The 12,633-nt window shown below is 63.2% G+C and carries 15 protein-coding genes; 13 read left to right on the forward strand and 2 right to left on the reverse strand.

Features of this window, described 5'->3' with window-relative positions:
* Nucleotides 1–12 precede the first annotated feature (12 nt).
* Nucleotides 13–978, forward strand: coding sequence for an oxidoreductase (locus GVN17_RS11890; protein ID WP_166595451.1), 966 nt, complete (start codon nt 13–15; stop codon nt 976–978).
* Nucleotides 979–995: 17 nt separating this feature from the next.
* Here the strand turns inward: GVN17_RS11890 and GVN17_RS11895 are convergent, their stop codons facing one another.
* The gene (locus GVN17_RS11895) at nt 996–1,895 is read right to left on the reverse strand and encodes an AraC family transcriptional regulator (RefSeq protein ID WP_166595452.1); all 900 of its coding nucleotides are present in this window, start codon (nt 1,893–1,895) and stop codon (nt 996–998) included.
* 132 nt (nt 1,896–2,027) lie between these two features.
* On the opposite strand from GVN17_RS11895, the gene GVN17_RS11900 reads away from it, so the two are divergent.
* From GVN17_RS11900 to GVN17_RS11935, 8 genes are all read left to right on the forward strand, one after another.
* The gene (locus GVN17_RS11900) at nt 2,028–2,555 is read left to right on the forward strand and encodes a hypothetical protein (RefSeq protein ID WP_166595453.1); all 528 of its coding nucleotides are present in this window, start codon (nt 2,028–2,030) and stop codon (nt 2,553–2,555) included.
* Nucleotides 2,556–2,706: 151 nt separating this feature from the next.
* Nucleotides 2,707–3,483: an amino acid ABC transporter ATP-binding protein gene (locus GVN17_RS11905; RefSeq protein WP_218576172.1), complete on the forward strand. Its 777-nt coding sequence runs from the start codon at nt 2,707–2,709 to the stop codon at nt 3,481–3,483.
* A 41-nt stretch (nt 3,484–3,524) separates the two neighbouring features.
* Nucleotides 3,525–4,334, forward strand: a complete 810-nt coding sequence (locus tag GVN17_RS11910) for a transporter substrate-binding domain-containing protein (RefSeq protein ID WP_166595454.1) — start codon at nt 3,525–3,527, stop codon at nt 4,332–4,334.
* A 74-nt stretch (nt 4,335–4,408) separates the two neighbouring features.
* Nucleotides 4,409–5,122, forward strand: coding sequence for an ABC transporter permease subunit (locus GVN17_RS11915; protein WP_166595455.1), 714 nt, complete (start codon nt 4,409–4,411; stop codon nt 5,120–5,122).
* On the forward strand, nt 5,122–5,826 hold the full coding sequence (locus GVN17_RS11920) for an ABC transporter permease (RefSeq protein WP_166595456.1): 705 nt from the start codon (nt 5,122–5,124) through the stop codon (nt 5,824–5,826). The genes GVN17_RS11915 and GVN17_RS11920 overlap by 1 nt, the downstream gene beginning before the upstream one ends.
* 66 nt (nt 5,827–5,892) lie before the next feature.
* Nucleotides 5,893–6,993, forward strand: a complete 1,101-nt coding sequence (locus GVN17_RS11925) for an FAD-binding oxidoreductase (protein WP_166595457.1) — start codon at nt 5,893–5,895, stop codon at nt 6,991–6,993.
* 52 nt (nt 6,994–7,045) lie between these two features.
* Nucleotides 7,046–7,399, forward strand: coding sequence for a cupin domain-containing protein (locus GVN17_RS11930; RefSeq protein ID WP_166595458.1), 354 nt, complete (start codon nt 7,046–7,048; stop codon nt 7,397–7,399).
* A gap of 5 nt (nt 7,400–7,404) precedes the next feature.
* A complete protein-coding gene (locus GVN17_RS11935) occupies nt 7,405–8,331 on the forward strand; it encodes a glyoxylate/hydroxypyruvate reductase A (protein ID WP_166595459.1) in 927 nt (308 codons plus the stop codon).
* On the opposite strand, the gene GVN17_RS11940 is transcribed toward GVN17_RS11935, so the two are convergent.
* On the reverse strand, nt 8,325–9,236 hold the full coding sequence (locus GVN17_RS11940; RefSeq protein ID WP_166595460.1) for a LysR family transcriptional regulator: 912 nt from the start codon (nt 9,234–9,236) through the stop codon (nt 8,325–8,327). The two genes, GVN17_RS11935 and GVN17_RS11940, sit on opposite strands and share 7 nt — an antisense overlap.
* 123 nt (nt 9,237–9,359) lie before the next feature.
* Between GVN17_RS11940 and GVN17_RS11945 the strand changes: the two genes are divergently transcribed.
* The 4 genes from GVN17_RS11945 to GVN17_RS11960 are packed head-to-tail and all read left to right on the forward strand — an operon-like array spanning nt 9,360 to nt 12,609.
* On the forward strand, nt 9,360–10,466 hold the full coding sequence (locus GVN17_RS11945) for an FAD-dependent oxidoreductase (protein WP_166595461.1): 1,107 nt from the start codon (nt 9,360–9,362) through the stop codon (nt 10,464–10,466).
* Nucleotides 10,456–10,761, forward strand: coding sequence for a (2Fe-2S)-binding protein (locus GVN17_RS29655; RefSeq protein WP_166595462.1), 306 nt, complete (start codon nt 10,456–10,458; stop codon nt 10,759–10,761). The genes GVN17_RS11945 and GVN17_RS29655 overlap by 11 nt, the downstream gene beginning before the upstream one ends.
* Nucleotides 10,758–12,275, forward strand: a complete 1,518-nt coding sequence (locus tag GVN17_RS29810; RefSeq protein ID WP_166595188.1) for an FAD/NAD(P)-binding oxidoreductase — start codon at nt 10,758–10,760, stop codon at nt 12,273–12,275. Before GVN17_RS29655 ends, GVN17_RS29810 begins: the two co-directional genes overlap by 4 nt.
* The gene (locus GVN17_RS11960; RefSeq protein ID WP_166595463.1) at nt 12,265–12,609 is read left to right on the forward strand and encodes a RidA family protein; all 345 of its coding nucleotides are present in this window, start codon (nt 12,265–12,267) and stop codon (nt 12,607–12,609) included. Before GVN17_RS29810 ends, GVN17_RS11960 begins: the two co-directional genes overlap by 11 nt.
* Nucleotides 12,610–12,633 lie beyond the last annotated feature (24 nt).

The raw sequence follows: 12,633 nt of genomic DNA on the forward strand, positions 1-12,633 counted from the left end.
AAGGACATACCCATGACGACCCTTCAACAACCGCTCCCTTCACCGTTCAACGCCGCGAGCACTGCCGACGACGTGATGACAGGCATCAACCTGAGCGGGCGCCTTGCCATCGTTACCGGCGGGTATTCCGGCCTGGGCTTGATCACCACGAAAAGTCTCGCGAACGCCGGGGCGCAGGTCATCGTGCCTGCCAGAGACGTCGAACGTGCCCACGCTGCATTGGCGGGCATCACGGGTGTCAGCGTTCAGCCCATGGACCTGATGGCCCCGGCGTCCATTCGGACCTTCTGCGAGCGCATCGTCCAGCAGGGCCACCCGCTTTCTCTGCTGATCAACTGCGCGGGCGTCATGGCATCGCCTCCTGTCCGGGACGCCGACGGCCATGAAAGCCAGTTCGCCACCAATCACCTCGGCCACTTCCGCCTGACCTGCGGCCTCTGGCCGGTGTTGAGGGCAGCAGGTTCGGCGCGGGTGGTGTCCGTTTCATCCCGAGGCCATCAGATCGCGGGCATCGATTTCGAGGACATCGATTTCAACCGTCGCCCGTATGACAAGTGGGTCGCCTACGGCCAGTCAAAAACCGCCAACGCGCTGTTCGCCCTGGCGCTGGATACTCGCGGTCGTGACCTTGGCATTCGCGCGTTTTCGCTGCATCCGGGCCAGATTCTGACCGACCTCGGGCGCCATTTGAGCCGCGCCGAGATCGACGCATTTGACGTATTCGATGAAAACGGCCAGCAGAAAATCGCCCCTGAACGCGGCCTCAAAACCCTTGAACAGGGCGCGGCGACCGGACTGTGGTGCGCGACCAGTCCACTGCTGGACGGCAAGGGGGGTGTGTATTGCGAAGACTGCAACATTGCCCCGGTGAACGATCCCGCGTCAGGCCGCAAAGGCGTTGCGCAATGGGCGGCCGATCCCGAACTCGCGGCGCGCTTGTGGCACGTGTCGGAGCAGTGGACAGGCGTGACGCTCTGACGCCCGACACGCGTACCTCACCGCGATTCCGACGCCCCTCGGCCACTGTCATCCCGAGGCGTGCGGCCGAAGAACGCCTTGTACGCCCGGCTGAACGCGGCTTCGGATTCGTAGCCGATGGCGAAGCCGATTTCCCCGATGCGGCTGTCGTGTCGGGCCAGCATGGTCTTGGCCAGCGTCAGCCGCCATTCGTTCTGATAACGCAGCGGTGAGCGGCCCACCAGCGCGGTGAAGCGGTCGCAGAAACTGGAGCGCGACATACCGGCCACATCGGCGAGCACGTCGATGCGCCACTGTTGGCCGGGTTTTTCGTGAATCGCGCGAAGGGCGCGGGCGATGCGTTCATCCGACAATCCGCCGAGCCAGCCCGACGCCAGGCCTTGTTGAACCCAGGTGCGCAGGATGCGAATGACCACCAGGTCGATCAGGCGCGAGATCATCAGTGCGCCGCCCGGTTGAGTGTCGTTGGCCTCCAGCAGCATGAAATGCAGGATGCCTTCCGACCACGGCGCGGCGTCAGCGTGGCGGATGTGAATCAGCCAGGGCATGGCGAACAGCATCGCCTGAAAGCTGCCCGCGTCGAACCAGAACCGGCAAATGACCAGCGTCGCGGGGCCGTTCGTTGCCGTGATGGTCAACGGCGACGGATCATGGGGCAGCAGCAGAATGTCGCCCTGTTCGACGACGATGGCCTGTCGATCCGTCCCCTCGATGCGCAACTGCCCGGTTTGCAGCACGCAGACGTGGGCACTTTTTTCATCCAGATCCAGATGCTCTCCCTGCGCCACGCTGGACGAATAGACCCGATCCCCGGTGAGGCGAATCTGCGCCAATACCTGAGACAGCAAGTCACCCGCCGCCAACCCCTCCAGTTGCATTTCCGGAAGAATGATCAAATTTCCCAGTAAATCCGTCATGTTCGTTCGACCACGCCTTCAATAACCTGAACGCCGAATCATAACGCTTCAGCGCCGACAAACCGAAACGCTCTCGTCGTCTTTCGGTGTCGAGCCGTTGTGCACATCATCCAATAAAACAGGACGCACCCCATGTTCGGCATTTCTCCCCTCGGCTGGGTACACACCCTCGGCAGCCTGCCCGCCATTCCGTTGGCGGCGTACATGTTCATCAAGCACGGGCGCATCGTGCCGAGGTCAGGACCGGGCCTGGCGTACTTCCTCTTCATGCTGCTCGGCGGCAGCACGGTGTTCCTTGTGGCGAAACAACCCGTCAGCCCGGTGATTGGCGCGATCACGCTGGTGTTGCTGTTCGCGGGGTACGGTGTTGGCTTCGTCAGCGCACTGGGCAGGGCACGTGTGTACCTCGAAACCGTCCTGCTGAGCCTGACCGCGTTTTTCCTCATGGTGCCCAGCGTCTCCGAAACCTTGCGCCGTGTGCCGGACGGCCATCCCATCGTCACCGACCCTGAGTCGCCGCTGCTGAAAGGCGCGCTGGGGTTTATCGCCCTCGCGCTGGTAGTGGGCGTCGTCGGGCAGATGATTCATCTGCGCCGGGAAGGCAAGCGCAATGTCCAGGCTGCTCAGGCCACCCCAGCGGGCGCCACCAAGGTTCTCTAATCGCCTCGCGACACATCGGGCGTACCCCCTGCGCCCGGTGAATAACATTTGGTTATGCACGGCGATATTTCTCTCATTTGACAGTATGGTCGCCACGTTCCAAATTGAGGCCACGACCACCGGCCGCTTCGGCTGACACTGGAGCCTCGATTTGAACGCGCAGCCATCACCCGTAGTGCTCAGAGTCGATGCCCTGCACAAGCAATTTGGCGACGTGGCGGTGCTCAAGGGCATCGACCTGAAAGTCCGCCAGGGCGAAGTGATTTCCCTGATCGGCTCCTCGGGCTCCGGCAAAAGCACGTTTCTGCGCTGCCTCAATTTCCTGGAAATGCCCACCTCGGGCGCCATCGAAGTCAACGGCCGCGGGCTGCACATCGAGACCCGCAGCAACGGCAGCGTGCACCTCAGCAACCCGCGTCTGGTGGATGATTTTCGCGCCGAACTGGGCATGGTGTTTCAGAGCTTCAACCTCTGGCCGCACCGCACGGTGCTGGAGAACGTCACCGAAGCGCTGATCTGGGTCAAGAAGCTGCGCCGCGACGAAGCCCGCGACCGTGCGATGCAGGTGCTGACCCGCGTCGGCATGGCCGAGAAAGCTGCGGCGTTTCCTTCGGCCTTGTCCGGCGGCCAGCAGCAACGGGTCGCCATTGCGCGGGTGTTGGCCATGCAGCCGCGCATCATGCTGTTCGATGAACCGACGTCTGCACTCGACCCCGAACTGGTGGGCGAAGTGCTGAGGGTCATCCGCGAGTTGGCGGAAGAGGGCAACACGATCTTGCTGGTCACCCACGAGATGCGGTTCGCCCGCGAAGTGTCCAGCCGGATCGTTTTTTTGCATAAAGGGGGCATCGAGGACGACGGCACCCCCGAAGAGGTCTTCAATCACTCCACGTCCGAACGTGTCAGGGCTTTCCTGTCACACCCTTGAATCGCTGCTGCCGCCACTGAAATGATCTTAGGTATCTCTCGATGAAGAAGACTTTGCTCGCGTTCGTTTGTGGCTCTGCGTTGATCGGCCTCACCTCCGGTGTCAACGCAGCGGAAGATACCTTGACGGTCGGCACCGAGGGCGATGCCCCGCCGTACAGCATGGCCGACGTCAACGGCAACGTGACCGGCTATGACGCCGACATCGCCAATGCCGTGTGCAGTGAAATGAAGGTCAAATGCCGTTTTGTCGTGCAGTCCTTCAGCACGCTGATTCCCTCCCTGAGCACCGACCGTTTCGACGTGATCGTCTCGGGCCTGGGCATCACCGAAGCGCGCAAGAAACAGATCGATTACTCGATTCCCTACGGTGGCGTGCCGCAGTACTACGTGATCGCCAAGGACTCGCCGATTGCCTCGCTGGGGTCGATCACCGAGATCGAGAAGCAGCTCGACGGCAAGACCGTGGGCGTGGTCAACGGCACCACCTACGCCAAATACGTGCAGAAGCACCTGCCCAAATCCGAGGTGAAAACCTACGACGCCACGACGCAGATGCTGGCCGACCTGGAAGCGGGCCGGATCGATTCCGCCTACAGCGATTCGCCGACCTGGACCGACTTCTTCAAAACCCCCGGCGGCGCGAAGTTCACGCGGGTGAAAGTGGCCGTGCGCCAGGCGGATGACCCGACCGTGCTCGGTTACGGCATGGGCGTGGGCATCCGCAAGGGCAACAGCGCGTTGCAGGCCAAGGTCGACAGCGCATTGTGCGACCTGTCGAAGAAAGGCCAGCTCACTGCGATCAGCAAAAAATGGTTCGACGAAGACTACGCCATCCCCTGCAAACAGTAGAACGCCAAGGGCGACGCTTCACGCGTCTGAGGCATGGGCAGCGTTCGCGCAGTATTGAATGAGTCGGGTGGTCAATGACGGACGTATGGCGGTTTTTATTCGAGCAGGGCTGGGCGGTTTCCTTGCTCAAGGGCAGTGCCGTAACACTGGGGTTGGGCCTGCTGGGCATGTGTGTGGGCCTGATCGTCGCACTGCCGCTGGCCATCGTCCGCTGGCGTGAGGTGTACCTGTTGGGCCGTCTGGTCGAGGCCTACACGATGCTGGTGCGCAGCATTCCGGGGTTGTTGATCATTTACCTGATCTTCTTCGGCTCGGTGCAGGTGGTGGATCAGATCGGCGCGTTCTTCGGGTTTCAGTCGGCGTTGCGCAACGCCTATCCGTTTCTGATGGGGGTGTTGGCGATCAGCATCATTTCCAGCGCGTATTCGGTGGAAGTGTTGCGCGGGGCGCTGGCGACAATTCCGGAAGGGCTGATTGAAGCGTCGAAGTCATTGGCCATGCCGCGCAAGGCGATCTACTTGCGGATCGTCCTGCCGTTGATGCTCAGGAGTGCGTTGTCGGGCCTCAACAACGTCTGGCAGATGACCATCAAGGACACCTCGCTGGTGTCGGTGGTGGGCCTGGGGGAATTGATGCGCACGGCGGCGTTGGCAGCGGGCATCTCCCGCAGTCCGCTGGCGTTCTACCTCATCGCCGGGCTGGTGTTTCTGTTGATCACCTGGCTCAGCCAGCGACTGTTTCGGGTGTGTGAAGTGCACCTGAATCGCGGATTTCGAGGGGCGCGTTGATGGACTTGGACTTGCTGCAAGAGGCCATCCCCTTTCTGCTCAAAGGGGCGGAGGTGACGTTGCTCATCGGCCTCTTCGGGGTGCTGGTGGGGTTGCCGTTCGGGGTGTTGCTGGCGCTGTTGCGCCTGTCGGGCCGCCCTTGGATCGTGGCGTGTTGTTCGGCGTTCAGCGGTTTTTTTCGCGGCACGCCGCTGCTCGTCCAGCTGTTCATTCTCTATTACGGGTTCGGGCAACTGGAGTTCGTGCGGCACACCCCGGTGCTGTGGTGGGTGGTCGGCAGCAGCCTCAACTGCGCGGTGCTGACTGTGGTGCTCAACACGGTGGCCTACACCTCGGAAATCTTTCGCGGAGGGTTTCAGTCAGTTCCCCACGGTCTGGTGGAAGCGGCGCAGGCGTGTGGCATGTCGAAGTGGGTGACCTTCCTGCGAGTGCGCTTTCCGCTGGCCTTGCGTCAGGCACTCCCCGCATACGGCAACGAGATTGCGATCATCGTGAAGGAGTCGAGCCTGGCCTCGACCATCACGGTGCTGGAAATCACAGGCTATGCGAAACGGCTGATGAGCGAAACCTTCGCCATCATCGAGATCTTCGTCATCGCCTCGGTGTTTTACCTGGTGATCAACCTGGTGGCGATGCTGCTGGTGCGCCAGTTCGAGCAGTACCTGTCGGGCGGCGTGAAAGCCACCCGCAAAATTCGGATCTGATTCCCGCGTCCGCGGGATGTCATTAGTGCGCGCGGCGCCTGTCGCGCTCTGCTCAAGGGTCGGTTCATGAAACACATCATTGTCGTCGGCGCTGGCGCCGTCGGGCTTTCCTGCGCGCGTGCCGCACTGAAACGCGGGCATCGCGTCACGGTTCTGGAGCAGGGAGCCTTGCCCAATCCGCAAGCGGCCTCCTACGACCAGCACCGGATGATCCGCTACCAATACGGCGATGCCGAGGGCTACACGCAGATGGTGGGCGAGGCGTTCGGTGCCTGGGAGCGGCTCTGGCAAGACATCGGTGAACAGCATTTCGTGGCCACCGGCACCTTCGGCGTGTCGATGGAAGCGAATGACGAGATTCAACTGACGCTGCCGACCTTCCGCCGTCTGGGCATCCCCCATGAAGTGATGAGCAGCGACGCGGCCGAGCGGCTCTGCCCGCAGCTGATGCTCCCGGCCTCGGCGCAAGGCTTGTATCAGGCCGACGGCGGCGTGCTGTTCGCCGATCGCATCGTGGACAGCCTGTTGGCCTGGGTGCGAACCCACGGCGCAACGCTTCAATCCCACTGCAAAGTCATGCACGTCAACACTGTCGCCAGCCGCGTGACCCTTGACGACGGCGAAGTCGTGCAGGGCGATGCGGTAATCGTGGCGGCCGGTGCCTGGTTGCCGGGCCTGATGCCGCAGATCGACGACCTGCCGATCTGGCGCCAGGCGGTCTGTTACGTCCAGGCCCCACCGGAGCAACAGGTTCATTGGGCCAGCGGTCCTTGCCTCACGGATCTGGGCGTCGGCGACAACTACGCGCTGGCCCCCGCAGGCGGGACCGGCCTGAAGTTCGGTTCGGGCCTGCATCGCCGCGCGGGCTCGCCGGAGCTGACCGGGTTCAAGGCGGACGTGACCGAAGGCTACGACGTCATCGCCCATTTCGCCCCTTACCTGCGCGACGCCGCCGAGTACCGCCCCCTGCGCATGGCGGTGGGGTATTACGTCAAGGACGCCACCGCCAAATTTCGCGTGCAACAGGATGGCCAGGCCGTGGTGGTGACCAATTGCGATGGCCAGATGTTCAAGTTTTCTTCGTTGATGGGCGAGCGCGTGCTGGCCTGTATCGACGGAGAGCTGGCTGCCGATGCGCTGACCCGCTGGGCCGCCGGTGAGCTGTGATGCCGCTTTTAATACCCGAATTTCAATCCATTCAACCGACAGGACACCGACCATGAGCTATCTGACCCATTTCAATTTTTCCGACCTCGGCGAAGGCCGCAAAGGCGAGCCATTGCCGGACCGACTGGTCGAGGGCAACCCGATATTCACCACCTGGGACATCGAAAAAAGCGCGGACGGCCGGGTCCGGACAGGCGTCTGGGAAGTGACCCCCGGTGCCTACTGGTCGATCAAGGGCGAGAGCTGGGAGTATTGTGCGATCCTCTCCGGCGTCTCCGAACTGGTGGAAGAAGGCCAGCCGGTCAAACGCATTCAGGCCGGGGACACCTTTATCATGCGCCCGGGCTTCAAAGGCATCTGGCGCGTGCTCGAAACCACCCGCAAAGTCTGGGTCCAACTGGATTGACGACCATGAGTTTTGTCTACAAGGCCGAGCCGGAACGCGGCGAAGAATGGCGCGCGCTGTTTCGACAGCTCGCACCGGACATGCCGTTTTATGTCTGGCCTGAAACCGGCCCTGCCCACGAGGTGCGCTACCTGGCGGTGTGGGAGCCGCCTGACCGGCTGATGGAACGCTTTCCCAGCCTGGAACTGTTGTTTTCAGTGGGCGCCGGGGTCGATCAATTGGAGGGCGCGGGCATCCCCGAACACATACCGGTGGTGCGCATGACCGAGCCGGGCATCGCTCAGGACATGGCCGAATACGTCACGCTGGCGGTCCTGGCGTTGCATCGGGACTGGCCTGTGTACTTGGAGCGACAGCGGCAGAAGGTCTGGCAGGAACAGCGCAACGTGCCCGCGTCCCGGCGCCGTGTCGGGGTGCTGGGGTTGGGCATGCTGGGCCGTCAGGCGTTGCGACAGTTGCAGCCGTTCGGCTTTCCGCTTGCAGGCTGGAGTCGCTCTGGAGGCGAGATCGAAGGCGTCGAAGTGTTCGCCGGGGAAGCGCAGTTGTCGGCATTTCTGGCGCGCACCGACATTCTTGTGTGCCTGCTGCCGCTGACCGATCAGACGCGAGGCTTGCTCAATCGTCAGCTGTTCGCGCAATTGCCCGAAGGCGCCGCGCTGGTGAACGTGGGGCGAGGCGCGCAGTTGGTCAACGACGACCTGCTGACGGCGCTGGAGGAAGGGCAGTTGCGTGGTGCCGTGCTGGACGTTTGCGACCCCGAGCCGCTGCCCGAGGACCATCCGTTCTGGTACGACCCGCGCATCGTCATCACGCCCCATGTCGCCAGCATGAGCCGGCCCGAAACCGCCGCGGCGACGGTGCTGGAAGTGATCGCCCAACACCGGGCCGGTCTGCCACTGACCGGCCTGGTTGACCGACGCAAGGGCTACTGAGGCGGCGAGAGGTCCAGCCCGGTCTGTGCGATCAGGTCGTTGTGCCAGTCCATGAACTGTTTGCGGAACAGGTCAACGATGGCCGAACGGTTGCGCCCCGACTGACGAAGTTCGGCAAAACTGGCGTCGATGAAGACGCCGAATGGGCGGATGGTGATGCCTTTGTCGAGAAAATCGAGGGTGGCGGTGGGGTCCAGAATAGTGATCCCGGCCCCCGCCGCGACCATGATCAGCGCGGTGTGAGACAGCAATGCTTCGAGCGTGACGGTGCGCGGCACGCCCGCCAGCGCCACTTCGACGCGCATGGCGAACAGGCTGCCCGGCTCCAGCGCAATCATCTTCTCCCCGGCGAGATCGGCGGGGTAAATCACCTGTTTCTGCGCCAGCGGATGCCCGTCGGGCAATGCCACGACGGCGGCAATCGGCTGCATCGCCACGTCAAACCCGGAGCGGTCGATGGGGCCGTCGGCGTATCCCAGATCCGCCTGCCCGGACGCGACGGTTTCGATGACTTGCGGTGAACCGAGGCCCGTGACCGCGACGTACAGGTTCGGCTTGTCGAGCACAAATTGCGCGACGAAACGCGGCAGGATGCCACTGGCTAACGCAGGCATGGCCGAGATGCGCAGCGAGCCTGCGGAGTGACGGCCAATGTCGGCGGCCACTTGGGTCAGCCGGTCCAGCCCGACAAACGAGCGGGTGACTTCCTTGATCAAGGTGAACGCCGCCTGGGTCGGAATGATCTGGTTGCCGTGGCGTTCGAACAGCAGCAAGCGAGTGGCGGCCTCGAAATCGCGAATCAGGCGGCTGACCGCGGGTTGCGTCACCGACATCAATTCAGCGGCGGCGGTCATGCTGCCCGTGGTCATCACCGCCCGAAAGGCTTCGACCTGTCTGAAATTCATCCGGCAGCTCCATCATATTGGCTTATGCACGAGGCGTTTTTCGGCATTTGACGTCATGCTGGGCGAATCGCACATTAACCGCAACCCGCACGTTCGGTGCAGTGAATTCAAACGGGAAGCGGTGTGGAAGAACGCGAAATAGTCATCATCGGCGGCGGCCTCATGGGCGCTGCGCTCGCCTGGGGGCTGGCGGGGCTGGGCCATGACGTGCTCGTACTGGACGGCGGCGACCTCGACCCCCGTGCCTCGCGGGCCAACCTCGGCCTGGTGTGGGTCAGCGACAAGGGGTTGGATCAACCGGCTTATGCGCTGTGGTCCCGGGACGCGGCGTTGCAGTGGCCGGCTTTCGCCAAAACGCTGCAACAGGAAACCGGCATTGACCTGCAATTACAGCAGCCGGGCGGCTACAACTTCGCGTTGTCCGAGCGGGAGTTGACACAGCTCGACGCGAACATGGCGACCATCGCAGCCCAGACCCAAGGCGGTCTTGGGGACTACGAGATGCTGGATCGCGACGAGCTGCACGCCCGCTTGCCACACCTCGGCCCGGAGGTCGTCGGCGCGTCGTTTTGCCGATACGACGGTCACGTCAATTCGCTTCGGCTGTTCAACGCCTTGCACGTGGGCATGGTTAGGCGCGGCGCCGAATACCGCGCTCATTGCCCGGTCGAGCGCGTCGAGCCATTGACCCAAGGCTTCGATGTGGTGGGCAACTGGGGTGCGATTCGGGCGCGCAAGGTCGTGCTGGCGGCCGGACTGGACAACGCGCGTCTTGCGCCGATGCTGGGGATGTTGGCGCCGCTGGTGCGCTCCAAGGGGCAAGTCATCGTCACTGAAAAGTGTCAGCGGTTTTTCGATTCGGTCGCCGGATCGTTGCGCCAGACCGGCGAGGGCAGTGTGTTGATCGGCGAGAGCCAGGAAACCCACACCGGCGCGATGGCGTTGAATCACGGCATCAGCGCGGTGCTCGCCGAACGGGCTGCACAGATTTTCCCGATCATCAGGGACTTGAATGTCGTCCGCATCTGGACCGGGTTTCGGGTCAAGACACCGGACGGCATGCCGCTCTACGAACAGTCATCTGCCTATCCCGGCGCGTTCGTGATGCTGTGCCATTCCGGTGTGACCCTGACCGCGCTGCATGCGCTGCAGATCGCCCCGCAGATTGCAGCGGGAGCGCTGGACGACACCTTGCTGCCTTTTCATTCGCGGAGGTTCCATGTTTCGTAGACTCGCGCCGATTACGCAGGCCCTGTCCTTTGAATTCGAAGGCCGAACCCTCACCGCTGAACAGGGCGAAAGCGTCGCGCTTGCATTGCTCGCCTCGGGCATCGAAAGCTGCCGCGACAGTGTCGTCAACGGCAAGCCCCGTGCGCCGTATTGCCTGATGGGCGCGTGCTTCGAATGCCTGGTGGTGATCGATGGCGTGCCCAGTCGTCAGGGCTGTCAGGTCGAAGTGCGAGAAGGCATGGTGGTCGCCCGACAACGTGGCGCTCGCCCTGTGACGGGAGCGGTGCGTTCATGAGTGCGGTGTCGGTGGAACACGCGAAGGACCTGGCCGGGTTTTATGACGTGATCGTCGTGGGGGCGGGTCCGGCGGGCATGAGCGCTGCCACGCTGCTCGCCGCCGAGGGTGTGTCGGTGCTGGTGCTGGACGAAAACCCGGCGCCCGGTGGACAGATCTATCGGGCCATCACCCGCAACACGCCCGCCCGTCGGGGGTATCTGGGGGAGGCGTACTGGGCGGGCCAGCCGATCGCCGAGGGGTTCCTGCGCAGCCCTTTAACCTACGCGGCGCGCTGCCGTGTCTGGAGCCTCGACAGCGCCAACCCGGAAGCCGATGAACCGTATGCGCGGGTGGGAGTGTCATTGGGTGGCGTGGCCCGGCACATACAGGCGAGAAAAGTGATCCTGGCGACCGGCGCATTGGAGCGCCCGATGCCCCTGCCGGGCTGGACGTTGCCGGGTGTCATGACGGCTGGCGCCGCGCAAATCGCGTTGAAAACGTCGGGGTTGGTGCCCGCGGGGCGGGTGGTGCTGGCGGGGTGCGGACCGCTGCTCTATCAACTGGCGGTGCAGCTGCATGACGCCGGGGCGAACGTCGTCGCGTTGCTCGACACCGGGGCTGGGCTGCGTTCGGCATGGCGCTACTTGCCCGAGTTCGTGTTTTCTCCCTATGCCTTGAAGGGCTTGGCGTTGCTGGCTCGGGCGCGGCGTCATCTGCGGGTGATCGGTGGCGTGACGCGGTTGGACATCATTGGAGAAGACCGCGCCACGGGCATCCGTTACCAGACCGCGAAGACAGCAGATACGCTGGCGGCTGACGTGGTGTTGCTGCATCAAGGCGTGATACCCGACACGGCGCTGGCGAATTCGGCCGGGTGTGCGCTGATGTGGAACGGGGCGATTCGGGCGTTCCAGCCGCGGATCGATGCACAGGGTTGCAGCTCGCTGCCCGATATTTTCATTGCGGGGGACGGGGCTGGAATCGCGGGCGCGCTGGCGTCGGCGGAAGCGGGGCGTGCAGTGGCGTTGGCGGTGTTGCTCGATTCGACACGGGTTGATGCTCGGTCTCTCGAACAACGACGCCAACACAGCCTGGACCTTTGCGGACGCTGGCAACGCGGTCGGCATTTCATCGACGCCGCTTACCTGCCGATGCGCTCGTTTTTAGTGCCACAGGACGATTCGACCCTGGTCTGTCGCTGCGAAGAAGTCACGGCGGGCACTGTTCGCGATGCCGCCCGTCTCGGACTCACGGGGCCTAATCAATTGAAAGTCTTCACCCGCTGCGGCATGGGGCCGTGTCAGGGGCGTTTGTGTGGGCCAACGGTGGTCGAGGTGCTCGCCGACGAGTGGAGCGCCCGGCCCGCTGACGTCGGCACTTACCGCCTGCGTCCGCCGATCAAACCCCTGCGGCTGGGGGAAATCGCCGCGCTGTCTCATACCGAGAACGACACCCATGCGGTCACTGGCCTCTGGCCGGAAAAATCCGATACACCTTCCTACCTCGAACGAGAAACCCTGAATGACCACTAGACACCTGCAAACCCCGATCATGCACCGCGTCGTCGAACACAACGGCGTCGTCTACCTCGGAGGCGTGACCGCCGATGACGAAAGCCTCGACATGGAAGGGCAGACCCGTCAGGTGCTGAGCAAGATCGATGGTTACCTGGCGCAGGCGGGCACAGACAACACACGTTTGCTCAGCGCGACGATCTTCGTCACGGACCTCACGCAGAAACCGGCCATGGACACGGTCTGGAAGACGTGGGTCGAGAGGCAGGATTTGCCCGCACGGGCGACGGTCGGGGTCGCTGATCTGGGCGGAAATGCCTTGATCGAAGTGGTGATCACGGCGGCGATCTGAGGGTGGAAGCAGACCGAAGCGGGA

Source organism: Pseudomonas sp. SLFW (assembly GCF_009905615.1).
Classification (GTDB): Bacteria; Pseudomonadota; Gammaproteobacteria; order Pseudomonadales; family Pseudomonadaceae; genus Aquipseudomonas; species Aquipseudomonas bambusae.

Bases quoted from the DNA above. Each gene is read 5' to 3' on its own strand.
- GVN17_RS11890 (WP_166595451.1), top strand. From the start codon at position 13: ATGACGACCCTTCAACAACCGCTCCCTTCACCGTTCAACGCCGCGAGC.
- GVN17_RS11895 (WP_166595452.1), bottom strand. From the start codon at position 1,895: ATGACGGATTTACTGGGAAATTTGATCATTCTTCCGGAAATGCAACTG.
- GVN17_RS11900 (WP_166595453.1), top strand. From the start codon at position 2,028: ATGTTCGGCATTTCTCCCCTCGGCTGGGTACACACCCTCGGCAGCCTG.
- GVN17_RS11910 (WP_166595454.1), top strand. From the start codon at position 3,525: ATGAAGAAGACTTTGCTCGCGTTCGTTTGTGGCTCTGCGTTGATCGGC.
- GVN17_RS11915 (WP_166595455.1), top strand. From the start codon at position 4,409: ATGACGGACGTATGGCGGTTTTTATTCGAGCAGGGCTGGGCGGTTTCC.
- GVN17_RS11920 (WP_166595456.1), top strand. From the start codon at position 5,122: ATGGACTTGGACTTGCTGCAAGAGGCCATCCCCTTTCTGCTCAAAGGG.
- GVN17_RS11925 (WP_166595457.1), top strand. From the start codon at position 5,893: ATGAAACACATCATTGTCGTCGGCGCTGGCGCCGTCGGGCTTTCCTGC.
- GVN17_RS11930 (WP_166595458.1), top strand. From the start codon at position 7,046: ATGAGCTATCTGACCCATTTCAATTTTTCCGACCTCGGCGAAGGCCGC.
- GVN17_RS11935 (WP_166595459.1), top strand. From the start codon at position 7,405: ATGAGTTTTGTCTACAAGGCCGAGCCGGAACGCGGCGAAGAATGGCGC.
- GVN17_RS11940 (WP_166595460.1), bottom strand. From the start codon at position 9,236: ATGAATTTCAGACAGGTCGAAGCCTTTCGGGCGGTGATGACCACGGGC.
- GVN17_RS29655 (WP_166595462.1), top strand. From the start codon at position 10,456: ATGTTTCGTAGACTCGCGCCGATTACGCAGGCCCTGTCCTTTGAATTC.
- GVN17_RS29810 (WP_166595188.1), top strand. From the start codon at position 10,758: ATGAGTGCGGTGTCGGTGGAACACGCGAAGGACCTGGCCGGGTTTTAT.
- GVN17_RS11960 (WP_166595463.1), top strand. From the start codon at position 12,265: ATGACCACTAGACACCTGCAAACCCCGATCATGCACCGCGTCGTCGAA.